The sequence below is a fragment of the Bacillus sp. DU-106 genome (assembly GCF_004799705.1).
Lineage (GTDB): Bacteria > Bacillota > Bacilli > Bacillales > Bacillaceae_G > Bacillus_A > Bacillus_A cereus.
In genome coordinates, this window is the sequence record NZ_CP026607.1 from 1,209,556 (window position 1) to 1,233,626 (window position 24,071).

Consider the following 24,071-nt stretch of genomic DNA (forward strand, 5'->3'; position numbering starts at 1 on the left):
GTGGGGACGATTTTAGATAAAATTGTAGAACAGAAGAAAAAGGAAGTTGCGGAGTTATATGAAATATATACACCAGTAAAAACAAAAAGAAAGACACATTCACTTGTAGAAGCGTTACAGCAGTTTACTGTCATTGCAGAAGTAAAGCGAGCATCACCATCAAAAGGAGATATCAATTTACACGTTGACGTACGAAAACAAGTGGGAACATATGAGAAATGTGGTGCAGGAGCAGTATCTGTTTTAACAGATGGTCAATTTTTTAAAGGATCGTTTCACGATTTACAAACAGCAAGAGAAGAAAGTAACATTCCGCTTTTATGTAAAGATTTCATAATCGATAAGACTCAAATCGATAGAGCGTATGAAGCGGGAGCAGATATTATTTTACTAATCGTAGCAGCGTTAACGAAAGAGAAGTTAAAAGAGTTGTATAGCTACGTGTTAGAAAAAGGATTGGAAGCGATTGTTGAAGTTCATGATGAACAGGAATTAGAAACTGCGATTGTATTAAATCCGCACGTTATTGGCATTAATAATCGTAATTTAAAAACGTTCGAAGTAGATTTAAGCCAAACTGAAAAGCTTGGAAAAAGATTGAATGAGGAGAAACTACTTTGGATTAGTGAAAGTGGCATTCATTCAAAAGAGGATATTATTCGTGTTAAAAGAGCTGGAGCCAAAGGTGTATTAGTTGGAGAGGCGCTTATGACATCATCTTCTATTAGTAGTTTTTTTGAAGATTGTAAGGTGAATATATGAAAGTGAAAATTTGCGGCATCACTGATGTGGAAACAGCGAAAAGTGTGTGTGAATACGGAGCAGATGCACTCGGATTTGTTTTTGCAGAAAGTAAACGGAAAATCACTCCAAAGAGAGCGAAAGAAATCATTCAGGAGCTTCCAGCCAACGTGTTAAAAATCGGTGTTTTCGTAAATGAATCAGTAGAAGTGATCCAGAAAATTGCAGATGAGTGCGGGTTAACACATGTACAACTACATGGGGATGAAGACAATTATCAAATTAGAAGATTGAATATTCCGTCTATAAAATCGCTGGGAGTAACTTCAGAGAGTGATATGGAAAACGCTCAAAGGTATGAAACGGATTATATATTATTTGATAGCCCGAAAGAAAAGTTTCATGGAGGAAATGGAAAGACATTTTCATGGGAACTACTTGGGCATATGCCAAAAGAATTGCGAAAGAAAATGATATTAGCTGGTGGATTAAACGCTCTTAATATAGAAGAAGCAATTCGAACTGTTCGGCCATACATGGTCGATGTGAGCAGTGGAGTAGAGACAGAAGGAAAGAAAGATGTAGAGAAAATAAAACAATTTATTATAAAAGCGAAGGAGTGTTCCAAATGAACTACGCATATCCAGATGAAAAAGGACATTACGGTATATACGGAGGACGATATGTTCCAGAAACGTTAATGCAATCTGTACTAGAACTAGAAGAAGCATATAAAGAAGCGATGCAAGATGAAGCATTTCAAAAGGAATTAAATCATTATTTAAAAACGTACGTCGGAAGAGAAACACCGCTATATTATGCTGAAAATATGACGAAGTATTGCGGTGGTGCAAAGATTTATTTAAAACGTGAAGATTTGAATCATACAGGAGCTCATAAAATTAACAATACAATCGGTCAGGCACTACTTGCAGTGCGAATGGGCAAGAAAAAAGTTGTCGCTGAAACAGGAGCTGGACAACACGGAGTTGCAACAGCTACTGTATGTGCTCTTCTCGGATTAGAATGCGTCATTTTTATGGGAGAAGAAGATGTAAGACGTCAAAAATTAAATGTGTTCCGAATGGAATTACTCGGAGCGAAAGTAGAAAGTGTAGCGGCAGGTAGCGGTACATTAAAAGATGCGGTAAACGAGGCGCTTCGTTACTGGGTTTCACATGTGCATGATACGCACTACATTATGGGATCTGTTCTCGGACCACATCCATTCCCGCAAATTGTCCGTGATTTCCAAAGTGTAATTGGAAATGAAACGAAAAAACAATATGAGGCGTTAGAAGGAAAGTTACCAGAAGCAGTCGTTGCTTGTATTGGCGGTGGTAGTAATGCGATGGGGATGTTTTATCCGTTCGTACACGATGAAGAAGTTGCTCTTTACGGCGTAGAAGCAGCTGGAAAAGGCGTTCATACAGAAAAGCATGCAGCAACTTTAACGAAAGGAAGCGTTGGCGTTCTCCACGGATCAATGATGTATCTTCTGCAAAACGAAGAAGGACAAATTCAAGAAGCACACTCTATTTCAGCAGGACTTGATTATCCAGGTGTTGGTCCAGAACATAGCTTGCTAAAAGATATTGGCCGCGTTTCCTATCATTCGATAACAGACGAAGAAGCATTAGAAGCATTTCAATTATTAACGAAAAAAGAAGGCATTATCCCGGCGTTAGAAAGCTCGCATGCTGTCGCATACGCATTAAAATTAGCGCCGCAAATGAAGAAAGATGAAGGGCTTGTCATTTGTTTATCTGGCCGCGGTGATAAAGATGTAGAGAGTATAAAACGTTATATGGAAGAGGTGTAAAAAATGGGAGTAGAAAAAATTAAAGCAGCGTTTGAAAATGGCAAGAAAGCATTTATTCCGTACGTAATGGGCGGAGATGGTGGCCTTGAAAAATTAAAAGAAAGAATTCGTTTTCTTGATGAAGCAGGAGCAAGCATCGTTGAAATTGGTATTCCGTTTTCAGATCCAGTTGCAGATGGCCCAACGATTCAAAGAGCAGGGAAACGAGCGCTAGATAGCGGCGTAACATTAAAAGGCATTTTTCAAGCGTTAGCAGAGGTAAGGAAAGAAGTACAAATACCTTTTGTTCTTATGACATATTTAAATCCGGTACTTGCATTCGGAAAAGAGAGATTCATTGAGAACTGTATAGAAGCAGGTGTAGACGGCATCATCGTTCCAGACTTACCGTATGAAGAACAAAATATTATTGCGCCGTTACTTCGAGAGGTAAACATTGCGCTCATCCCACTGGTTACCGTAACGAGTCCTATTGAAAGAATTGAAAAAATTACGAGTGAATCAGAAGGGTTCGTTTATGCTGTTACAGTAGCGGGCGTAACGGGAGTACGTCAAAACTTTAAAGAGGAGATTCATAGTTACTTAGAAAAAGTAAAATCACACGTCAACTTACCAGTAGTCGCTGGATTCGGCATCTCAACAAAAGAACATGTAGAAGAAATGGTTACAATATGCGACGGAGTTGTCGTTGGAAGTAAGGTCATTGAGCTTTTAGAAAATGAAAAGCGAGAAGAAATATGTGAATTAATATATGCAACAAAACAAAAAGAAGAGGCATAGTCTCTTCTTTTTGTTTTGCGTAATAAGTGTTAAAATATACAGAAAATACATATAATTCAGAGGGGGAGAAGGCATGCTAAGACGTAAATTACTATATCTATTTTTAACTGTACCGCTATACGCTTGGCTCATTAGCATGACGAAAATAGAGTTAATGGCTCTATTTTTAGGGTATGTATTCATCTTTTCCAACTTAAATCGCATTCAAGAACAGTCTATTTTAGAAATATGTCTATTTTCGATTAGTATAGAATTATTTAGTATCGTTTCGATTGTATTATTAAACGAATTATTTCTACGGATTCATTCATTTACATTAATGAAATTTTGGAATATTATATTGCAAGCAATATGTACTTACATTGTGTTTGTTGTGTTGAAAGAAATAGTCGGAAAGCAGACAGTTTTTCAGGATAATAGAAAATGGGAGTGAATGAAAAGGAGCCGTTTGGTTCCTTTTTTGAATCTGTTTTAAAAACAATTGAAAATTATAGCATCTGTTATATAATAGTTAAAAATTGTATTTTAAACGAAATGAGATGATAACATGGCCATATTGTTGGCACTTATCCCAATTATGATGATTTTCATTTGTTTATTTTTATTTAAACAAACGTCATTAAGGTCCTCGTTAATTTCTTATGCTGTGTCTGTTGGAATCGTTTTACTCTCGCCAACGTTTCAATTAGGGATAAGTGAAACTGTACACGCAACGATTAAAGGATGGTTAATTTGTTTTATTGTCGGGTACGTTTTATTTTTCGGTATTTTTTTATTTCACCTCATGAACAAAATGGGGTACATCGATCAAGTAGCATGTTTTCTAGAAGAAGTTACTCAGGATCGCTTATTACAAATGCTGCTTATGTGTTTTGGCATTTGCCCGCTTATTGAATCAGTAAGTGGATTCGGTATCGGCTTCATGGTTGCAGCACCTATTTTTCTTTCACTAGGATATAAACCATTTCAAGCTGTACTACTCTCATTCATCGGCTTACTAGCTAGTTCATGGGGCGCAATGGCAACTGGTACGATTATCGGTTCGCAGCTAATAAATATGCCTCTTACAACACTTGGCACAAATACAGCGCTATTAAGTATTCCGATGTTTGCTTACTTCGTTATTCTTTCTTTACACGTTGTTGGCGGCTGGCAAGCGGTTATAGAAAAGTGGAAAGAAGGAGTAGGATTCTTTCTATTATTTTCTCTCGGAATCTATCTTTCTAATGCATACGTAAGTGTTGAACTAGCCGGGATATTAAGTTCTATCGTTACGATTACCTTTGGCTTTCTTATCATTAAATTAAAAGGAAAAAGTGGGCAAAATCTTATAACAGAGCATGCGGCTGCAACGGAGAGAGAAGTATCCATTATAAAAATTATTAGCCCTTATATATTTCTAACAGTTTGTATTTTACTTTCTCGCCTCGTTCCAGCATTACATGATTTGTTCAGATCATATGCGGTTCTTGATTTGAAATCATACTCTTACAAACTAGAGTTACTATATTCACCAGGATTTTGGCTCGGTATGACTTGCTTATTTACTATTATTTTCTTCCGCATCCCGTCTAATATTATTAAACAATCACTCTCACAAACGATCAAACAATGGATTCCTTTTGCGATTACGACGACAATGTTTATCGCCATTTCAGAACTAATGGGTGCATCAGGCATGCATTCATTACTCGCAAAGACAGCTGGTGATACATTTGGAACATTTTTCGTTTTCGTTGCGCCGTTTATTGGCGCTATTGGTGGATTTTTAACAGGTAGTAACGCAGGATCAAATGCAATGTTTATAAAACTACAAATGCAAACCGCACAAAACGTAGCACTCCCGTGGCAATATGTCACAACACTTCAAAACACCGCATCATCAGTAGCGACAATCGCTTGTCCATCACGGATTACACTAGGTGCTTACTTATGTAATATCCCTTACCGTGAAAATGAACTATTAAAGAAGACGACGTTAATGATTTTTGGTGCGGTTTTGCTTGTAGTGGTAGAGGTTATTGTTTGGTATATGTTGAGAAATTAAAAATCCTCCTAACATAGGAGGATTTTTTTTATGAATGGATAATGATTTAAATATGAATAGCTTCTACTCAATGAATAGGAGATGAAATGTATGCCCCTAAAAAACTACGGTGTATTAAAAGGTACAGTTATACAATCAAAGATGGGAAAAGGGAAAACTCCTCATTATCAAGTTCATTTACAAGATGAAGCAGAAGTAGATTATCGCATTGCAATTAACGTAAAGTCGCAAAGTTATCCGTCAGAAGTTTTATATTTTGCGAGCGACAATATTCGGTCAGAGGCGATTCATATTTTACCGACATTACCATTCGGTTTTACAGAAATAAAAAACAATGAACCGAAAGTAGCTTTAGATTATATAAGAGGAAATCTATTTGACTCAAATCAAATGATTCCTTTACCTCCCGAAAAAGCAGGAGCAGATAATGATTTAAATGAAAAAATAGAACGTTATATAAAACGAGCGATAGAAGAAAAAGCAATTATTTACGCATTTGGCGAAAGATGGGGACCAGAAGAAAATACACCAGATTCCTATTTTCATTTCAAACCAGGAAACGGTATACATGATATTCACATGAATCAAGGAAATGTAGAGAAATGGAAAGCTGATAATGGCATATGGCAAGACGGAGGAATACTCATTCACTTCGAGAAGGAAGAAGAATGGATTGGTATCTTTCTGGCATTCCAATCACAGTCATGGTGTACCGATGAAGAAGGGCATGCTCGTGTGCCTGTTGAGCATTGTGATTATAAGGGGAATAATTAACAAGAAGAGGGCGTTCAAAAAGAACGCCCTCTTCTTATTTTATAAAACGAAAAACTAACGAGTGTAGAAAGACAAGAGAACAGCAGTGCCACACTAGAAAACGCAATGAGATACATATTATATTTCATAACCTGTCCAATTAGCTGATTACTGTCGTATTGAAACAGTCCTGCTATTATGTTGAATAAAAATAAAACGATAAACATGACGATAACCCCGTCTATTGATCCTTTAATGTCTGGTTTACTTAAAGCGATATGTGCGGAAATGCAAATGGCGATAAATAAAAATAACCAAAAGGAAGGATTCAATAAATTACCGATTGTAAATAAGCTTTTCAATAATACAAACGTCGACAAGAGCATGTTTTGGATCATTTCTATATTAATAGAAGTAGAAGCAATCGTTTTTTCGAGAGTTGTATTAAATAAAAAATATGATTCTGGTACGAAATAGCGCATTAAAAGGATTAGTGCAGTAATACCAGAAATAATAGGCCCAATGCCGATGAAGAAATTCCCAATCCGTTGATACACACTTTTTTGATTGTATTGATGTTGTACGTAACCTAAAGCCCCTTGACTTGTATCTGTCGGGAAGAACTGCGTTGCTACAATCTTATGACGGAACAGCACGCACATAATGGCATGTCCAAGTTCGTGAATAGGAACACCAATCCAAGCCGTTAATAGGAATCCTTTTCTTCCGAAAGCTCTCGACCAATACATCCGTGTGAGAGATTCTAAATAGCCTAATAGAAATCCAATTACAATGATAACGCCAATTAAAGATAATAATTGGATTACGCTTGTAAGGAGTATTTGAAAAATTGAGTTTACCAATTCCATTGCCAGTCATCCAATCTGTTAAAAATATTATTTATTCTGTTTCATAATAGCATTTTTTTTCAAGATTACTAGCACATATATTTTCTTTCGGAAGAAGGATTTCAGAATCTTTTTCTTGTAGTCATGTTTTATGTCCAAAGTCATATATTGAACTTGTAACACCCTATAAGGTATATGCTTAAGGAGGGATAAGAGAATGAAATGTCCGTCATGTCATACAGAAAATGCAGCGGAGGCAAAGTTTTGCGGGAATTGTGGACATTCGTTAACGGAAGAAGTAGTGGCAAGTAGTGGCCAAGAAGAAGGGCCGGAACAAGTACGTGCGGCACAAGCAAAGGAAGCTCGGCCAAATGAAACGGTAGAGCAAGCGAAGCGGTTCGCGAGCGGCTATTTTCAATTTTTTAAACATGCATTACAAGCACCCACAGCGATTATGAAAAGCGGCGCTATTGAAGTGCGAAATGGAATTGTAAGTCTTGTTCTTATTTGTTTTTTAGGAGCATGTATTTTTTATAGAATGATGAGTGCAGCATCAGCAGTTACGAGAACATTTGCACCAGATATATCTACTCCCACGTTTTTTGGAGAATCTATAACGGTCTTTTTCTTTTTATTAATTTTAACTTTATTTGTCGGATTTATTATTTTTGTAAGTGGTAAGATGATGAAATCGTCTTTTTCGTTTCTTGAAGTATTTGGTATATGGGGAACGATAGCGACGCCGACTATTGTCATATTAGTCCTTTCTTTTCTTTTTAGTTTCTTATTAATCTTTTTCTTACCTATATTATTATCCGTAGCTGCAACTTATATAGGGATTAGTATAACTGTAGCCGTATTAAAGCTAGACAATGGCGGATTAGATCTCGTTTACACACTTATTATTGCAAATGTTTTAATGGGAATTGCAACGTTCATTGTACTTTGGTCTTACATTAGTACGATAATTCAAGCCTTAACAAAGGGAATAACTGGCTTCTAATGAAAAGGTGGTTGACTGAATGAATGTATGTCCAAAGTGCGGAGCTCAGTTTGAAGATGGTGTGCAATTTTGTCAAAACTGCGGGTCGAAGAGGGGACGTCCTGTAGTAAAGAAGAACATGAGCGGCGGTACAAAAGTTGGCATTACACTGTTAGCACTATTTGTTATAGTGATTATTGGCTTGTATTTGTACGGAGCATCGTATTATACGCAGGTGGCACAAGTAGACCGGATGATTACGATTTTACAAGAGAGGGATGGAGAGAAATTAGCTGAGATCGTTACGGCAGATGATCCATCGGTTATGATAACGAGAGAGAGTTTAACGCCTCTATTTTCATATATAAAAGAAAATCCATCTTACGTAAATGAATTAAAAGGATATTTGAGACAAGGTGAAAAACAACGGGACGGAATAGAAAGAGTTGATTTTTCATTAACGAAAGACGGAAAGTATTTCTTTATATTTGATCGATATAAATTGAAAGCGAAGACGTACTATACAACTTTGCTTACAAATGAAAAAGGCGTATCGTTAAAAATGAATGGAAAAGAAATTGATAAGACAGATGACAAAAAGTTTGAGAAGCAATATGGGCCATTTCTTCCGGGAAATCAAGTGTTTCAATCAGATTATAAAAATGACTATGTAAAATTATCTCGTGAGGAAAAGGTTGTACTTATGAAACAAAGCCAATATAACGTAACGATAGATTTAACGTTGCAAGGTCAATATATTACAGTTCAAACGAACGCGCCTGGTGCAACATTGTACGTAAATCAAAAACCGGTTACAGCGCTGGCAGGAGAAGAAATTACATGGGGGCCTGTAGCGACTGATGGAAGTGCGACGATTTATTTAGAACGAAATGGAGAAAGCGGACGAGAAACGACACAAGTAGAGACGATAACGACACTTTCGTCTTATAATCTTCCATTCCAAAAGAAAAGTACAGAAAAAACAGTTGTTTATAATGTTACTCCAACGCCCGCGACTGGGCATGTATATAATGGTTTCATCTTTCCTGATAGTGATATTCGAAAATTAACGAGTGCAGATTTAACATATTTATCGAAAGAGCAGTTGAAAATTGCTAGAAATGAAATATATGCAAGGCATGGACATATTTTTCAAACGAAAGATATGCAAGCGTATTTTGCAAAACAGTCTTGGTATAGAGAAAATCCTTATTTTAAAGGAACGTTAACAGATATTGAAACTTATAATATTGAACTAATCAAATCAAGAGAATAGGCACTTGAAAAAGGTACAGTGTATATTGCTGTACCTTTTCTATTGTTATTTAGCTGGACCAGGATCCCTTGAGAAAAAGATATGAAAGAGAAATGTGACTTTACTTGATCCTCCTGATGTACTAGCTTGTATATGTGATAAAGGACCAGACGTTAGAGCAGCCTCGGAATGGGGTGGTACGACTATTTTGAGCGCATGATCTGATTCTGGTGAAGCAGTAACAGTAATTGTATCATCAGAGAAGTTTATAATTTTAACAGAACCGACTGGAAAGATGGACTTGCCAGCATGTGATGCTGAAGCGAATTGGGTAGCTTTCCAAATATCTTGCGCAAACGTATCATCGTTAGATAACCAAGCACGAGCGCTATATATTGTTGCATTAATGGAAAATTCTTGGTCAAGTGAGACGGCGGGTTTCGGTTCTTTTGGTTCTTGCGGTTCATCTGGAAGCTGGGCGAGAAGGCCGGCGCACATATATTTCACCTACTTTCAATAGTAACTGTTATAGCATATTAAACATATTGTTTATAAGACACGACAGTTACCTATTCACGTATAAGTTTGTGCAACAAATTTGAAGATAAAATTCTCTTTCTTTACAATGGAAGTAGGTGTTATTTCTATAAAATATGGAAAACGTAAAGAGTATGTAAAAAAGAAGGAGTGGTAAAGTGAACTATGTCATTATTGGCGGAGATGCAGCTGGTATGAGTGCAGCGATGCAAATTGTTAGAAACGATGAAAATGCAAATGTTGTAACTTTAGAAAAAGGTGAAATTTATTCATACGCTCAGTGTGGATTACCGTATGTCATTAGTGGTGCTATCGCTTCAACTGAAAAGTTAATCGCGCGTAACGTAAAGACGTTTCGTGAGAAATATGGAATTGATGCAAAAGTGCGTCATGAAGTAACGAAAGTAGATACGGAAAAGAAAATGGTGTACGCAGAGCATACGAAGACGAAAGATGTCTTTGAATTTCCGTACGATCGATTATTAATTGCGACTGGAGTGCGTCCTGTTATGCCAGAATGGGAAGGACGGGAATTACAAGGCGTTCATCTTTTAAAAACAATTCCTGATGCTGAGCGCATATTAAAAACGCTAGAAACGAATAAAGTTGAAGATGTAACGATTATTGGCGGTGGCGCAATCGGACTTGAGATGGCAGAAACATTCGTCGAACTTGGTAAGAAAGTAAGAATGATTGAGCGAAATGATCATATCGGTACGATTTACGATGCAGATATGGCAGAGTACATACATAAAGAAGCAGATAAGCATCATATTGAAATTTTAACGAATGAAAATGTAAAAGCGTTTAAAGGGAATGAACGAGTAGAAGCAATTGAAACGGATAAAGGTACGTATAAAGCAGATCTTGTTTTAGTGTCGGTAGGAGTGAAGCCAAATACTGATTTTCTTGAAGGGACAAATATACGTAAGAATCATAAAGGGGCAATTGAAGTAAATGCATATATGCAAACGAATGTGCAAGACGTATATGCAGCTGGTGATTGCGCAACACATTACCACGTTATAAAGGAAATTCATGATCATATCCCGCTCGGAACGACTGCCAATAAACAAGGGCGACTTGCTGGACTGAATATGCTTGATAAACGAAGAGCCTTTAAAGGTACGTTAGGTACAGGTATTATTAAATTTATGGATTTGACGCTTGCAAGAACAGGATTAAATGAAAAAGAAGCGAAAGGGCTACACATCCCGTATAAAACAGTCAAAGTAGATTCGACTAATATGGCGGGCTATTATCCAAATGCAAAACCACTTTACTTGAAATTACTATACCGTTCTGACACGAAACAATTATTAGGCGGACAAGTAATTGGAGAAGAAGGTGTAGATAAACGGATTGATGTAATCGCAATGGCACTCTTCAATAAAATGAGCATTCACGATTTAGAAGATGTCGACTTAAGTTATGCCCCACCATATAACAGCGTTTGGGATCCAATTCAGCAAGCGGCAAGGAGAGCAGAATAGCACTTTTTAAAGTGCTATTTTTTTTACAATGAGGGAGTAAATAAAGTTTCACTTTATTTTGAATATACCGTTTCCCCTTGAAAACATATTACGTATCGCTTATATTTTCATATAGTATTTATTTTTTAAACGAAGCAATGAACGAACCAGGGGGCGCAGTATGGCAATTAACATGAAAACAATCGAAGAATGGATTGCTGAATCAAATGCAAGACATGAAGAAGACTTTGGACACGTTGTGGAAGAAATGAAAGAAGTATGTGTCGGACTTGATAACGCGACATTAATTTATACGAAAAATGTATTTTGTTTCGGTAAAAAAGTAGAAGTATTTTTCTTCTTCCAAGACCATGTCGTGATTGGACAAGAAAAAGACGAATATGTTGAGATTGAAAAATTAAAGTATGATGCCATTACAAATAGTAACTTAAAAACAAATGACAAAAATACTACGTTAGAATTAAAGTTTGCTAACGGACAATCTATCAATTTAGATAGTTTAAATGATAACTACGGTACGAAAAATTGGTTATTTGCTAGACAAATTAAGAGTATTTTTAAGTTAATCTAGTAAAAAAGCACGCCGTCCATCGGCGTGCTTTTAACTATGCAAAGCCCCTTTTAACCAATTCCGCGCCCGATATGCCCCAACTGGAACTTGAATAAGAGATGTTTCATTCCCAGCATCAATACCGTACAATTGATCACATGAATTTGTATCAAAACTTAGTAACGGATGCCCGCCCATCCCCATCGCGGTCGCTGCAAAAACGAGTTTATGAACAAGTATACCTGCTTCCATTTGATGAATACGGTACCCTCTATAGCCTAATGCATTTGTATAATAATCTTTCTTTCCGACTACATGTAGGCAAAGTGATACTTGAAAAAGGTTTACGTTATCCATCGTCATACTAGATTGAAGAGGATAACGAAGGTCCCCATATCGAAGTGGTTGTATGGAATGCGTTTTACTGTTATAAGTGTAAGCGCCGTTTTTTATATCTTTTACATTATAGAAACATCCATATAATGAGACGCGCGCATTTTCATTTATATACTTACCATCAAGGTCGTTGGAATAAGGGAGGGAGAGGGTCGCTTCTTGTAGTAAAGTAGCGAGCTCGGCTGCATCCCATTTCGTTAAAGTAAAGTCAGCATCAGGGGAATACCGTTTTCTGCAAAGTTGCAAGAAATCATAAGATAAACGCTCTACTTTCGGCAGTTGTACAGCATGCTCATGATATTGATAGTGCTCTTCATGAGCTAGTGTTTGGAAGTGTGCTGTCGATTCGATCATAGAAGCTTCATTTATTTTTGTTATCATCGGATATTCATCTACATGTTTTGAGCGAACGAAATGTTCATGTGCGAGCGGCGGAATTTGTTGCAACAACTCATGAGAAGTAACTGTTTTATTTTCATGGTAATCATTGTGAAACCAATTAGTTTCTGGCTCTGTACTTAAAGGAATAACGGCATACACACTTTCTTCACCTTCTGACAATCCGAGTAAATGGTTCAGTGCACGGTCTAGAAATTGAAAGTATACGCCGTTCGTATAACCGAACTGTTTGGCACATTCAAGTAATTGTCCAATGAGAACCCCGCTATCTAATCCTTGAAGGCGATATGAAAAGTTATTGTATTTAAAGAAGTTTTTCCAAAACATAGTGGATACGAATGCGGCACCGAAACAATCCTGTATATTACAGCGATTACCGAGTGCGTCTGCTAAATAAGAATCGAAATTTCCTTCGCGAAGTAAAATAAGCCGGTGATGCGCGGCGTCATAATGGTAAATGCCGTCTGGATAATCGTCAATCTTTAAATAGATATACAATTCATTCGGATATAAAGCACCGCCTGAAGGAATGGATCTACGTAATACATTTCTCTCGCTATTTAGCTGACATAATTGTGTTACACCAAATGAATACCAAAGGTAGTGACCAATCTCATTTAGAGTAGGTGTAGTAGAAGAGTTCGATAAAGATAACGGGATTTCTAAGGAGAGCGGGATGGTAGGTACATTTCGATATAATTTATAAGGAAGCGGTGCGTCTTTCCAGTCCACCTCATGATTCGGCATAATTTCATCGATAGAGAAATGGAGATGATGTAAAAAAGTATTTAGCTGCATGAAATCCCTCCTTTACTATGGAAACGGATGTGGATGTGGATTTAATCTTTCATTTGTTAAAGGTTCGTCTGTATATCCAAGTGTCATCGGTACGGTATATATCCGGTCCAGTCCTGTAACCCGAGTAAGATGGTGTCCGAACGTCATCGGTAACATACCTGGAATAATAACTTTTACACAGTGTAGTCCGTTCTTTTCTATAAGGGGAACGGTTTGATCTACAACGATTACTTCAAGGTCAGATTGATGCAAACGATTTAAAAGTTGGTGGAGATCGGATGTTAAATCCATATCAAATGATTGTGATACATTTATTTCTTGGAACGTTTGCACCGGTGCATCTTCTCGTAAAAGGAAGTGAAGACGTTCTTCCGTTTCTTTCAATCCGTACAGCATACTATGGTCTTCCATTTTATTAACGAAATAAGGATCTTGTAAGCATTTTTCGTAGTATTCTCTTTTGTGCTCGAGCTCATCGTCTGTTATAAGTAACATGCCTGCTATTTCTTGAATGGCACTTTTTAAAGCTCGAATAGGATCTAAATGAGCGCCTCCTGCACAAACAACGTTCATTCCATTTTCACGCGTATTTTTTGCAATTACCCATAAGCTAGGGATGCCGTGTTCCATCGTCGCGTTAAAAGCGTGTAATTCATATCCGGTAATCGTACGTAACCGCTGAATCATTAATTGTAATTCTGTATCATTTGCTGAACTCAGATCAAGGCGGGGAAGAGGTAATTCTGCATACCAAGTGAGTAAGAAGGCATCACGCTCTACAATTTCTAAAATGCCGTGAAAAATCGCTTCTTCTAAACTACCGCCAATTGCACATCCATTTGATGTTTCATATACGAAAGCGTCTCGATGACCGAGGCTATAATAAGCAATTGATTCAGGAACTAAAAGCGGTCTGTTTTGTGATAAAGAATATCCCCATACCCAGTTTTGCTCATAATCAGGATCAAACGGTTTAAATGGAAAATTATCACGATTGTAATGTTCATTTGTATGTACACCGAGCGAGAGGGGATTTAGTGCGTGTTCTTCTAAATCATGAAAACTACCATGCACATTTGTCTTTTTCCCGCGAGGCGACATCCCGCAATATCGTTCTAAACCTTCTAAAATAGCAGTTGCTTCACTCACTGCAAATGAATGAGTTCGGCCTGCAACACCTTCATTTCCGAACATTAATGGCATGTTTATAATGACGTCAGCGAATGGTAATAATGAATGCTGCATTTTGCCGTTCAACATACCGACCCGATAATCTAAATAGTCTCTCGTTAAAAATGTGTTTAATTCATGAATGGAACGGCAGCGATACGTTTCGGTGCTTACTTTTAAACTCGGTTGTAAAGAAATTTCCGCCGCATCCGCAGTATCATTAGGTAAATTACTACATACAGGACAGAGAGGATCTGGAAGAAAAGAATGCCGCGTACATTGTAATGTTTGTAAGTTTAGTAAAATAAGTTCATTTTCTAAAGAAGAATGGTTATGAGTTAATATTTTTTCTGTTTCTGCGCAAATAAGATGGCACATTTGTAACATTCCATTTTGGGTGGCACGTACATCACGCCTCGTTACATCATCTGCTTTAAAGGCATATTTCCGCTGTAGTTCCCACATTTCTTTTTGGTCAAAGCCAGCGATAAAACGGCGTCCATCAGAACAATGGGAACATCCGGGCGTAAGAGGATGAATGTAAGGACCGATAATACCTTCGCCAAATGAAGTAAAACCACGTAGCCATGGAATATGATTTGACCGAAAAATTAGCTCAGCGTCATGATGAATAGTAGAAGGAGATCCGTCATGTAATACGAGAGCGAGATGAATATTTTCAGGAAGTACTTCTGGAAGGGTATGCTGACGAATGATGGAATATTGTTTGCATAATTGATCATGTACATAGTCTGCAAGAAGGCCATCTCCTATAAGCAATATATTTTGAGTCATAGACCGTCCTCCTTTGCAATTAATACCCCATACACACCGTCTAAGTTTTCTTTCAAAAATGGTTCGATTGCTAAATCAAACACGAAGGGATAAAAATTATGTTCTTCTAAATGCTGTAAGGCAAGCTGTAAAGATTGCACACTTGGAATTTCTTCTTCCGCTTGTATTTCCACTCTAAAAGAATCCGTGTCATATAAAATAATAGATGATTCAGGCAAGATATTAGCTCTGTAAGGAGTCTCTTCACTTTGAATGTGGAGCAGTGATAGTTGTAGTGCGTTCCGTAAGGCTAACGTCATATTAATATTAGATGCACCGTACCATCTATCATTTATACCAACCCAAATGACTGGAAAACTGAGAATCTCTTCACTCATTGCAATTTTAGGTGTTTCATGAATTGTAGCAAGAGCATCGTAATAAAATCTACAATGTTTATCGTGAATATCAGTTAAATCAATCGTTGTAAGTTCTTCTAGCATATGTGACTGCCGCTCATACAGTTTATTGTTTAAATGTTGTTGTAGTGCCCGGTAAAATCCTTCTGTCATCGTTTCTCCAGCACCGATACCGATATCGTTATGTTCAGGAATAAGGCGGTGAATGATTTCTGCTACATATGTTTCAATTCCTGTTAAACCGGCTTCTCGGCGTGCTTCATTATGAGTCAATCCACTGCAAGTCATAAGAGGCAGAAGGGGAGCTGGGCCATCTGATAGTGGAGTGGCTACTTGAATATAGCACTGTGATAACGGTAATTGATATGAATCTTGTTCATCCCATACATGGAATATACCGGCTTCTTTAGAAGTTAATGAGTCGAAAAAGCGGAATATATCAGTTGAAGTATGTTGGCCATACCGATGCTCAAGTTTTTCAGAAAGATTTTCTATCGTATCAATTGTAAAACTTTCATCAGTTGCAAGAGGGTGTTTTATAAAAGGATGCCACGTTCCTTCAAGTGTTTCATAGTTTAATAAAAAGAATTGTGCTTCTTTTTCACGATAAGAATCATCCGCGACATGTTTAAACAATTCAAAAACGATTACATTTGCTAACATGGCAGATGTAATTTGTGAGAAGGAATCCGATGAATTTTCATTTTGCAAAGTCGTTTCATGTAGCCGATGCCATGCGGATTCCCAGCATTCATCACGATTTTCCATTACGACAGGTCCAGCTATACCGAGTGTTGATAAACAAATAGCTGGTATAAAATTCTTTTTCGTTTCTCTACAAATAGTGTGAACTGTTTTTAAACCGTCAATGTCTCCATTTTGAGAAACATATAAAATCCAATCAAAAGGTTCGAATACTTCATGTAAGGGACGGTCAATTGTAGTATCGATTTCTTGAAGGAGTACACTGTTATCAACTTCATATGCACGTTCTATTAGCTCATGTATTCTGTCATAGTTTGTTTCATCTCGATCTGTAACGAGGTAATGAAATGTAGGTAAACCAGATTCTAATAAAGAAGAAACTAAGGAAGTGAGCATATCCCCAGAACCAAGTACAAGGACATTTGCTCCGCGGTACGTTTCGAATTTTAAAGCACCTGAATGAGAATCGGCTTCTAAAAATTCAATTTGCGAAGCATATCTGTCGAGTAATGTACTGTTTAATTCATGAGGTGCATCTTGATTTGCATCACGCACGAAACCATTTTCATATAAAATCTCTCCAATTTCAAATACACGGTTTTGATAGGGGAGAGGGAGGCCATCGGTTATTTCTGCTAAAGAATAATTCCCGTTAAACATTGGCATTAATTTTTCAATCCAGTCATAAATTCCATCACCGTCCATGCGAAATGAACTGGCGTTATTTCGAAAATAGACACCCCCGTTTGAATCGGGGAGGAAGAAAGTATCCTTATTTACTTTAAGTTTTGCATGAATTGGAAGGTTATTCATTTTAATCCTCCTTACGTTTAGGCATACATTATTACCTTATGTCATGAAATTTGTCCCGTATGAACACAATAAAAAAAGGCTGTAGAATGAATCATTCTACAGCCTTTAATAGATTTTTAATCTATCAACCTTCTAATAATAATGACTTTGGATCTTCAAGCATATCTTTAACAGCAACAAGGAAGCTAACTGCTTCTTTACCATCAACAATACGGTGATCGTAAGATAAAGCAATGTACATCATTGGGCGGTTTTCCATACGCTCGTTATCAATTGCAACTGGGCGTACTTGGATTTTATGCATTCCTAAAATACCAACTTGAGGGCTATTTAGGATCGGTGTTGACATTAGAGAACCGAATACACCACCGTTTGTAATTGTAAATGTACCACCTTGTAGTTCTTTTAATGAAAGTTTGTTATCGCGTGCTTTTTTACCTAATTCACGAATTTCGCTTTCGATTTCAGCGAAGTTTAATTGGTTAGCATCGCGTACAACTGGAACAACTAATCCATCTGGAGCTGCTACTGCAATACCGATATCATAGAATTTTTTAATGATAAGCTCGTCACCTTGAATTTCAGCATTTAATAATGGGAATTGTTTTAATGCTGCAACAACTGCTTTTGTGAAGAATGACATGAAGCCAAGACGTACATCATGTTTTTTCTCGAAAGCATCTTTGCGTTCTTTACGTAATTCCATGATCGCACTCATATCAACTTCGTTAAATGTTGTTAACATTGCAGATGTTTGTTGAACTTCTACAAGACGTTTTGCAATTGTTTGACGGCGGCGGGACATTTTCACGCGCTCAACTGGTTTTTCGAATTCCGTTTTTGCAACTGGAGCAGGAGCTGGACTCTTTGGAGCAGCTGGTGCTTCTTTTGGTGCTGCAGCATGAGCTTGTACATCATGTGGTCTCACGCGTCCAAGTGGATCTGTACTACGTACGTCGTTTAAGTCGATTCCTAATTCACGAGCCATCTTTCTAGCAGCTGGTGATGCGATAGGACGGTTTGTATTTGGTAACCCTTGTAGTGTTGTAGTTTGCTCAGCACTTGGTGCCGCAGCTTTCGGTGCTTCAGCTGTTTCTTGTTTTGGTTGCTCAGCAGCCGGTGCAGGTGTACTTACTGCAACTGGTGCTCCATTAGCATCTAAAATTGCGATAGTTGCGCCAACTTCAACTGTATCCCCAGGTTCGCCTAGTAACTTCGATACAATACCTGAATCTTCTGCAATGATTTCTACATTGACTTTATCAGTTTCAAGCTCAACAACGCTGCCACCTTTCTCAACTTTGTCGCCTACGTTGATAAGCCATTGTGAAATAGTTCCTTCAGTAATAGATTCTGCAAGCTCAGGTACTTTAATTTCGATCATTTTAAATGTCCTCCCCTTATTTGCCTAACGGTGTGTTTTTTCTTCTTTTGTCTTCGGTAATCTCCATTTGTTAGCCTGGCCTTGGGCAGATATTCTGCCCAAGGAACAAGCTAGAAACCTTCATTGTTACTTTTTAGTTGCTGTAAACTTCAATTTCTTGTTTATCTTGACGGAAGTTATACTTCACATCTAAAGCATGTGCAACAATTAGCTCTTGCTCAGCTTTGTGAGCGAATGGATCGCCGCCAGATGGACTAGAGCGATCAGGACGTCCAATGTAGCCTGTTTTCACTTTATCTCCAGCAAGTTCGAACAGAATTGGAGCCATGTAATGCCATGCGCCCATATTACGAGGTTCTTCTTGAACCCAAATGATTTCTTCTAAGTTTTTAAAGCGTTTAATAATAGATTGAACTTTCTCAGCAGGGAATGGGTACAATTGCTCAATACGAACGACATGAACTTCGTCTAAGTTGTACTCATGTTTACCCGACTCGATTTCTGCTGCTAAGTCAATCGCCATTTTACCTGTGCTTAAAACAAGACGTTTTACTTTATTTGGTTTCATGCCAAGGTTTTCTTGTTCTAAAGCAGGTTGGAAACGTCCTTCGCTTAACTGACTAGCAGTTGAAAGCGTAAGTGGGTGACGTAATAAACTCTTCGGCGTCATCAATACTAATGGTCGAACAGCTTCTGTTCCTAAGATAGATGCTTGACGACGCAGGATATGGAAGTATTGAGCCGCGCTCGTTAAGTTTGCAACTGTCCAGTTATTCTCAGCAGCTAACTGTAAGAAACGCTCTGGACGTGCACTAGAGTGCTCTGGTCCTTGACCTTCATAACCGTGTGGTAATAGAAGAACTAAGCCAGATTTTTGACCCCATTTTGCTCTTCCAGCTGAAACATATTGATCAAATAATGCTTGCGCAGTATTTGAGAAGTCACCATATTGCGCTTCCCACATAACAAGAGTTTCTGGAGCGAATACGTTATAACCATATTCGTAACCAACAACAGCAGCCTCTGATAACGGACTGTTATGAACAGAGAACGATGCATTAATGTTTGGTAAGCGATGTAACGGTGAATATGTTTCATTTGTATCAGTATCGTGTAATACGATATGACGGTGTGCGAATGTACCACGCTGTGAATCTTGACCAGTTAAACGAATTGGCGTACCTTCTTGTAAAATAGAAGCGAATGCTAACGATTCAGCAAGTGCCCATTCAATTTTACCGTTCTCTTCAAGAGCATCTTTACGGCGCTCAAGAATTTTCTTCACTTTCGGATATACGTTAAATCCTTCTGGCCAAGATAGTAGACCTTCATTAATTGCACGAAGTGAGTCAATCTCAACACCAGTATCAATTGGTTGAATACCTTTTGCAACAACATCTGGTACTTTAACGTGAATTGTTGCGTCGCTCGTATCAGCTGGTGGTACTTGTGCATAGTCGGATTTTAATTGCTCTTGTGTAAACTGTGTAATTGTTTCAACCTCATCTGCATTTAGAACACCAGCAGCTTGTAATTGATCTGCATAAATTGCCCTTACAGTTGGATGGTTTTTAATTTTTTTGTACACTTGTGGTTGCGTAACTGCTGGATCATCCATTTCGTTATGACCGTAGCGGCGGTAACCAATTAAATCGATTAAGAAATCTTTTTTGAACAACATGCGATATTGAATCGCAAGGTTAGCAGCTGCAAGACAAGCTTCCGGATCATCAGCGTTCACGTGAACAATCGGAATATCGAAACCTTTTGCAAGGTCACTAGAATATTTCGTAGAACGAGAATCATAGCTATCAGTTGTAAAACCAACTGCATTGTTTGCTATAACATGAATCGTTCCGCCTGTTTGATACGCGTTCAATCTGCTTAAGTTGAGTGTCTCAGATACAATACCTTGACCAGGGAATGCAGCATCACCATGAACTAAAATTACGAATGATTTTGAAGTATCTTGATCTGGAAGACCAGATTTTTTACGATTCTCTTGAGCAGCACGTGCGAAACCTTCTACTACAGGATTCACGAACTCAAGATGACTCGGGTTATTTGCTAATGTCACGCGAGTGCTAACTTCTTCGTTACTAACGACTTGTTCTCTACCTAGGTGGTATTTCACATCGCCAGTCCAGCCAGAATTAGCCACTGCGCCTTCTATTTTTGCATGTTTGAACTCAGCAAACATGTGGCTATATGGTTTTTCTAATACGTGAGCAAGTACGCTTAGGCGACCGCGGTGAGCCATACCAATCATGACATCCTCAACGCCGTTTTTAGCACCTTCTAGAACAATTTCATCTAAAACAGGTACAAGCATATCAACGCCCTCGATAGAGAAACGTTTTTGCCCAACGAATGTTTTATGCAAGAATTGCTCGAAACCTTCAACAGCTGTTAAACGTTTTAAAAGAGCAGTTCGTTTTTTATTTGATAGTGGTTGACGCAATGAATTTGATTCCACCATTTGATGCAACCACGCGCGTTCTTCACTATCTTGTATATGAGAAAATTCATAAGCTAAAGATTTTGTATAAACGTCTTTTAATCTATGAATTACATCAAGTGCAGTGTGAATACCTTCTGGTGCATCTGGCCATACTGTTTTCGCTGGAATCGCTTTCAAGTCAGCATCGCTCAGTTCGTTCAATGCTTTCTCAAGAAGAGATTGTCCATTTGCAGCATCTTCCATCGGGTTGATGTGAGCCAACGTGTGCCCGAAAGAACGAATCTGCTCAACAAGTTGAACGACTTTAAGAATTTTTTCAATGTTACCTGTGTTTTGAGGAGAAAAATGTGTTGCTGTGTTGTCCCCTGTTACGACATCATCTTGAAACGAAGGAGCTCCAAAAATTTCAAAAAGCTCTTGTAATTCCGGATCAACAGAACCTGCTCCAGTTACGTAAAGATCATACTGTTCAATAACATAACCAAGGTTCGGACCGTGGAACTTGGCCCAAGGGTTTGTCGTTGTATTCTTCCTCGTCATTTGTTTAAACCTCCCAATGCATATAATCCTTTTCCATACAAAGGTGCATTTTGCTCTTTTTCAATAAGTAATAAATCAATAATCAATGTAAATGTTTTCTTTACTCTTATGTTATTACAATAATTTACATAATACCAAACACTATTACTTATCTGTTTTGTAAAAAAACATTCACAATAACTTATCACCCAAGTTAATCTTTCATGTTATAAAGTAATTTTACAGAAAAATGGGGTGGATATATTTGGTATGCCTATACTAATAGCTATAATTGTTGCATTTAAATATAGGTATAATAGTTAGAATGTTTCGATAAAATTAGTTTGAATTATGTATATTGAAATAATAAGCGCTTTCATAGATATTATACAACAATATAACGGAATATAGTATAAAAAATAAAAAATTATGAATTTATCGTAAACTTTATTTAGATAGTGTTAAATATTGAAAGGAAAGTGAAGGATTTCTACAAAAAAAGTTGCTAAACATAAAAAATGCTCCATAAACAGTTAGTTTCTATAAATATGACGAAAAACACCGTAAAATAAATAACGTATTTCGTGAAATAAAGAAATAAATGAAATGTTTTAAAAGGATAAAACAAATATGGAGATATTAAATTTTAAAAAAAGAAGTGAGGAGATATAGTAACAGTTATTTACAGTGTTCCGTGTTTCGCTTCAAAATAGACGTGCTGAAATTGAAAAAAGTTTCTTCTATATTATTGAATATACTTATGGCACTTACAATGAGTACCGTCTTTATCTCATTTGTTGTTTTGGCAAAAAGATATTAAGATGGAAGAGAGAAAGGAAGATTAACATATGCAAATGATGTATGCTTTTGGCATTGGGCTTGTATTATTTTTAGCTGTATTCTTATTTATTCGTAAAGACGTTCAAGGCGGGACGTTAACGAAACGAGGATTTTATAAAATGATTGGCTGTTTAGTTGTTATGTTTATAGCGATTATTGTAATGATCGTTTTAATAAGTCAGTCACTATAGAATGAAAAAACGGAACCTTACTTCGGTAAGGTTTTTCTTTATTATTCAACCTAAAAATTACCACTAAATCCATTTACTATAAATTACTTATATTATATAATCCAATGAAATGATAGATAAGGAGTGTAGTATATGAATAAAAAAACTATCTTCTATTTATTAACTTGTCTACTACTTGTAGCTAGTACTACTTATATAATATGTAACAAAAGAGAACAAGTGCCACCTATATTAGTATGGGACAAACAAGAATACTATGTTACGAATGAATCTGCCAAAATAGAAGAAGTTGGGCAAAAACTTGGCGAAGTAACAAAGGAAATTAAAACAAGTAGAAAACCTACTAAAAATAGAGAATCTAATACATTACAAGAGAAAACAGAAGTATTTACAATGATTGAGGAAGAAAAAAGTGATTACCCGCCTTTAATCATAAAGGAAGCTTATAGTGATGAATATAGGGTAGTGAGGCCGATGTTGAAGCAAGTATTGTGATGAAAAGGGGATTCATATGCAGACAGTAATTTCGTATCCGTGGGTGTTAAGAAAAATATTTGTCTTTTTCCTCCTATCGGTGCTGTTTACATTTTGATGAATAGAGGAGCGATACAAAAGAGAGATTTTATATTTATTATTTGCTGCTATGAATATATCACTTTGGTTATTGCTTATGATTTTTGATTGGAGTATGTGGATGGTAGTAGGGCATTATTTGTTTGGAGCAGTTGTTATTGTTTTTTCGAATATGAATAAGAGCTAAGCCAGCAACCTTAAAGTTGCTGGTTTTTATTTTGCTATTTATAATGAAGAAACAAATTTTTAATAGAGAGTAGTGGGCGTTATGAGATGGAAAGAGGGAACGTTTGAAAAAATAGACACGAATAACTCATCTGTTGAGCAACTTATAAACACGTTTAAGGAACAAAACTTAATTGGTGGAGCAATAATAAGCTGTTTTAAAGTGCATAACGAAAATTTTTTAAAGAAATACCACATTCGAAAGATGGACATGAGCACTTCTTTAGAAGAATTTTCAACTCTTTAGATATAATCAATAACTTAGAAGAGTTAAAAATACATACATCAGACAAATATAAGTTTCGTTTTAAAGAGCAGCTGGCAGTTATGCTTGATGGTAGCATTGCTGCGCAAATTTTGTGGGGCGGAGCATATGAAGGGTTTAAGGAACGACCAGTTATCGCAAAACAATTAGCAGTCAATGTATGTCAATATATGTTCCAAGATCGATACGAAGATATTAAAGTGTTCGAAAGCTATCGCCCTTGGACAGATTGGTTTTACGATGTTGCGTGGGATGTTACTTGGATGGTGTTAGATAGTAGGGAACAGAAAATGTGGTTCATTTGTGCTACGGATACAGATTGATAGAAGAG

20 protein-coding genes and 3 pseudogenes are annotated in these 24,071 nt (G+C 37.1%); 16 read left to right on the top strand and 7 right to left on the bottom strand.

Features of this window, described 5'->3' with window-relative positions:
* The 7 genes from trpC to C3Y97_RS06290 all read left to right on the top strand — a co-directional run bounded on the left by trpC (nucleotide 1) and on the right by C3Y97_RS06290 (nucleotide 6,164).
* Complete coding sequence (trpC, locus tag C3Y97_RS06260) at nucleotides 1-762, top strand: indole-3-glycerol phosphate synthase TrpC (protein ID WP_127063869.1); 762 nt, start codon at nucleotides 1-3, stop codon at nucleotides 760-762.
* Nucleotides 759-1,373 carry a phosphoribosylanthranilate isomerase gene (locus C3Y97_RS06265; protein WP_060852300.1) on the top strand — a complete coding sequence of 205 codons (615 nt, stop codon included), beginning with the start codon at nucleotides 759-761 and terminating at the stop codon, nucleotides 1,371-1,373. Before trpC ends, C3Y97_RS06265 begins: the two co-directional genes overlap by 4 nt.
* Nucleotides 1,370-2,563 carry a tryptophan synthase subunit beta gene (gene trpB / locus C3Y97_RS06270; RefSeq protein WP_016124290.1) on the top strand — a complete coding sequence of 398 codons (1,194 nt, stop codon included), beginning with the start codon at nucleotides 1,370-1,372 and terminating at the stop codon, nucleotides 2,561-2,563. The genes C3Y97_RS06265 and trpB overlap by 4 nt, the downstream gene beginning before the upstream one ends.
* Before the next feature lie 3 nt (nucleotides 2,564-2,566).
* Nucleotides 2,567-3,343 (top strand): tryptophan synthase subunit alpha, encoded by a 777-nt coding sequence (gene trpA, locus C3Y97_RS06275; RefSeq protein WP_000537823.1) that lies wholly within the window; start codon nucleotides 2,567-2,569, stop codon nucleotides 3,341-3,343.
* A 73-nt stretch (nucleotides 3,344-3,416) separates the two neighbouring features.
* Entirely contained in the window at nucleotides 3,417-3,776 is a 360-nt protein-coding gene (locus tag C3Y97_RS06280; protein ID WP_000946131.1) for a DUF4029 domain-containing protein, read from the top strand.
* Between the two features lie 114 nt (nucleotides 3,777-3,890).
* A complete protein-coding gene (locus C3Y97_RS06285) occupies nucleotides 3,891-5,390 on the top strand; it encodes an L-lactate permease (protein WP_000996251.1) in 1,500 nt (499 codons plus the stop codon).
* Nucleotides 5,391-5,480: 90 nt separating this feature from the next.
* Nucleotides 5,481-6,164: a DUF2278 family protein gene (locus C3Y97_RS06290; RefSeq protein ID WP_100654929.1), complete on the top strand. Its 684-nt coding sequence runs from the start codon at nucleotides 5,481-5,483 to the stop codon at nucleotides 6,162-6,164.
* Between the two features lie 14 nt (nucleotides 6,165-6,178).
* On the opposite strand, the gene C3Y97_RS06295 is transcribed toward C3Y97_RS06290, so the two are convergent.
* A complete protein-coding gene (locus C3Y97_RS06295) occupies nucleotides 6,179-7,012 on the bottom strand; it encodes a hypothetical protein (protein ID WP_048538162.1) in 834 nt (277 codons plus the stop codon).
* A 196-nt stretch (nucleotides 7,013-7,208) separates the two neighbouring features.
* Between C3Y97_RS06295 and C3Y97_RS06300 the strand changes: the two genes are divergently transcribed.
* Together C3Y97_RS06300 and C3Y97_RS06305 are read left to right on the top strand one after the other, a co-directional pair.
* Nucleotides 7,209-7,994 (top strand): zinc ribbon domain-containing protein, encoded by a 786-nt coding sequence (locus tag C3Y97_RS06300; RefSeq protein WP_050279596.1) that lies wholly within the window; start codon nucleotides 7,209-7,211, stop codon nucleotides 7,992-7,994.
* 19 nt (nucleotides 7,995-8,013) lie between these two features.
* Nucleotides 8,014-9,249 (top strand): TcaA 3rd/4th domain-containing protein, encoded by a 1,236-nt coding sequence (locus tag C3Y97_RS06305; RefSeq protein ID WP_063220253.1) that lies wholly within the window; start codon nucleotides 8,014-8,016, stop codon nucleotides 9,247-9,249.
* 45 nt (nucleotides 9,250-9,294) lie between these two features.
* Here the strand turns inward: C3Y97_RS06305 and C3Y97_RS06310 are convergent, their stop codons facing one another.
* Nucleotides 9,295-9,726: a hypothetical protein gene (locus tag C3Y97_RS06310; protein ID WP_000332407.1), complete on the bottom strand. Its 432-nt coding sequence runs from the start codon at nucleotides 9,724-9,726 to the stop codon at nucleotides 9,295-9,297.
* A gap of 197 nt (nucleotides 9,727-9,923) precedes the next feature.
* Here C3Y97_RS06310 and C3Y97_RS06315 point away from each other — a divergent pair, with 197 nt between their 5' ends.
* Nucleotides 9,924-11,258 (top strand): CoA-disulfide reductase, encoded by a 1,335-nt coding sequence (locus C3Y97_RS06315; RefSeq protein ID WP_001110229.1) that lies wholly within the window; start codon nucleotides 9,924-9,926, stop codon nucleotides 11,256-11,258.
* Between the two features lie 160 nt (nucleotides 11,259-11,418).
* The gene (locus C3Y97_RS06320) at nucleotides 11,419-11,829 is read left to right on the top strand and encodes a DUF3908 family protein (protein ID WP_000996782.1); all 411 of its coding nucleotides are present in this window, start codon (nucleotides 11,419-11,421) and stop codon (nucleotides 11,827-11,829) included.
* Nucleotides 11,830-11,859: 30 nt separating this feature from the next.
* Here C3Y97_RS06320 and C3Y97_RS06325 read toward each other — a convergent pair whose 3' ends face one another.
* The 5 genes from C3Y97_RS06325 to odhA all read right to left on the bottom strand — a co-directional run bounded on the left by C3Y97_RS06325 (nucleotide 11,860) and on the right by odhA (nucleotide 21,667).
* Nucleotides 11,860-13,401, bottom strand: coding sequence for a SagB family peptide dehydrogenase (locus tag C3Y97_RS06325; RefSeq protein WP_001176760.1), 1,542 nt, complete (start codon nucleotides 13,399-13,401; stop codon nucleotides 11,860-11,862).
* Between the two features lie 15 nt (nucleotides 13,402-13,416).
* Nucleotides 13,417-15,366, bottom strand: a complete 1,950-nt coding sequence (locus C3Y97_RS06330; RefSeq protein WP_000192984.1) for a TOMM precursor leader peptide-binding protein — start codon at nucleotides 15,364-15,366, stop codon at nucleotides 13,417-13,419.
* Entirely contained in the window at nucleotides 15,363-17,282 is a 1,920-nt protein-coding gene (locus C3Y97_RS06335) for a putative thiazole-containing bacteriocin maturation protein (RefSeq protein WP_001061553.1), read from the bottom strand. Before C3Y97_RS06335 ends, C3Y97_RS06330 begins: the two co-directional genes overlap by 4 nt.
* 124 nt (nucleotides 17,283-17,406) lie before the next feature.
* Nucleotides 17,407-18,666, bottom strand: a complete 1,260-nt coding sequence (gene odhB, locus C3Y97_RS06340) for a 2-oxoglutarate dehydrogenase complex dihydrolipoyllysine-residue succinyltransferase (protein WP_000569900.1) — start codon at nucleotides 18,664-18,666, stop codon at nucleotides 17,407-17,409.
* A gap of 133 nt (nucleotides 18,667-18,799) precedes the next feature.
* Nucleotides 18,800-21,667 (bottom strand): 2-oxoglutarate dehydrogenase E1 component, encoded by a 2,868-nt coding sequence (gene odhA, locus C3Y97_RS06345; RefSeq protein ID WP_000197120.1) that lies wholly within the window; start codon nucleotides 21,665-21,667, stop codon nucleotides 18,800-18,802.
* Nucleotides 21,668-22,388: 721 nt separating this feature from the next.
* Between odhA and C3Y97_RS28445 the strand changes: the two are divergent.
* The 5 genes and pseudogenes from C3Y97_RS28445 to C3Y97_RS06360 all read left to right on the top strand — a co-directional run.
* Nucleotides 22,389-22,466 (top strand): annotated as a pseudogene (locus C3Y97_RS28445) (permease); the annotation flags it as partial.
* 28 nt (nucleotides 22,467-22,494) lie between these two features.
* Complete coding sequence (locus C3Y97_RS06350) at nucleotides 22,495-22,677, top strand: DUF3976 domain-containing protein (protein WP_001178302.1); 183 nt, start codon at nucleotides 22,495-22,497, stop codon at nucleotides 22,675-22,677.
* 132 nt (nucleotides 22,678-22,809) lie between these two features.
* On the top strand, nucleotides 22,810-23,172 hold the full coding sequence (locus C3Y97_RS06355; RefSeq protein ID WP_136363202.1) for a hypothetical protein: 363 nt from the start codon (nucleotides 22,810-22,812) through the stop codon (nucleotides 23,170-23,172).
* A gap of 16 nt (nucleotides 23,173-23,188) precedes the next feature.
* Nucleotides 23,189-23,437 (top strand): annotated as a pseudogene (locus C3Y97_RS28030) (hypothetical protein).
* 81 nt (nucleotides 23,438-23,518) lie between these two features.
* Nucleotides 23,519-24,063: pseudogene (locus C3Y97_RS06360) on the top strand (hypothetical protein).
* Nucleotides 24,064-24,071: the final 8 nt, after the last annotated feature.

Excerpts from the sequence above, each read along its gene's own strand:
- C3Y97_RS06265 (WP_060852300.1), top strand. The coding sequence starts at position 759 with ATGAAAGTGAAAATTTGCGGCATCACTGATGTGGAAACAGCGAAAAGT.
- trpB (WP_016124290.1), top strand. The coding sequence starts at position 1,370 with ATGAACTACGCATATCCAGATGAAAAAGGACATTACGGTATATACGGA.
- trpA (WP_000537823.1), top strand. The coding sequence starts at position 2,567 with ATGGGAGTAGAAAAAATTAAAGCAGCGTTTGAAAATGGCAAGAAAGCA.
- C3Y97_RS06280 (WP_000946131.1), top strand. The coding sequence starts at position 3,417 with ATGCTAAGACGTAAATTACTATATCTATTTTTAACTGTACCGCTATAC.
- C3Y97_RS06285 (WP_000996251.1), top strand. The coding sequence starts at position 3,891 with ATGGCCATATTGTTGGCACTTATCCCAATTATGATGATTTTCATTTGT.
- C3Y97_RS06290 (WP_100654929.1), top strand. The coding sequence starts at position 5,481 with ATGCCCCTAAAAAACTACGGTGTATTAAAAGGTACAGTTATACAATCA.
- C3Y97_RS06295 (WP_048538162.1), bottom strand. The coding sequence starts at position 7,012 with ATGGAATTGGTAAACTCAATTTTTCAAATACTCCTTACAAGCGTAATC.
- C3Y97_RS06300 (WP_050279596.1), top strand. The coding sequence starts at position 7,209 with ATGAAATGTCCGTCATGTCATACAGAAAATGCAGCGGAGGCAAAGTTT.
- C3Y97_RS06305 (WP_063220253.1), top strand. The coding sequence starts at position 8,014 with ATGAATGTATGTCCAAAGTGCGGAGCTCAGTTTGAAGATGGTGTGCAA.
- C3Y97_RS06310 (WP_000332407.1), bottom strand. The coding sequence starts at position 9,726 with ATGTGCGCCGGCCTTCTCGCCCAGCTTCCAGATGAACCGCAAGAACCA.
- C3Y97_RS06320 (WP_000996782.1), top strand. The coding sequence starts at position 11,419 with ATGGCAATTAACATGAAAACAATCGAAGAATGGATTGCTGAATCAAAT.
- C3Y97_RS06325 (WP_001176760.1), bottom strand. The coding sequence starts at position 13,401 with ATGCAGCTAAATACTTTTTTACATCATCTCCATTTCTCTATCGATGAA.
- C3Y97_RS06330 (WP_000192984.1), bottom strand. The coding sequence starts at position 15,366 with ATGACTCAAAATATATTGCTTATAGGAGATGGCCTTCTTGCAGACTAT.
- C3Y97_RS06335 (WP_001061553.1), bottom strand. The coding sequence starts at position 17,282 with ATGAATAACCTTCCAATTCATGCAAAACTTAAAGTAAATAAGGATACT.
- odhB (WP_000569900.1), bottom strand. The coding sequence starts at position 18,666 with ATGATCGAAATTAAAGTACCTGAGCTTGCAGAATCTATTACTGAAGGA.
- odhA (WP_000197120.1), bottom strand. The coding sequence starts at position 21,667 with ATGACGAGGAAGAATACAACGACAAACCCTTGGGCCAAGTTCCACGGT.
- C3Y97_RS06350 (WP_001178302.1), top strand. The coding sequence starts at position 22,495 with ATGCAAATGATGTATGCTTTTGGCATTGGGCTTGTATTATTTTTAGCT.
- C3Y97_RS06355 (WP_136363202.1), top strand. The coding sequence starts at position 22,810 with ATGAATAAAAAAACTATCTTCTATTTATTAACTTGTCTACTACTTGTA.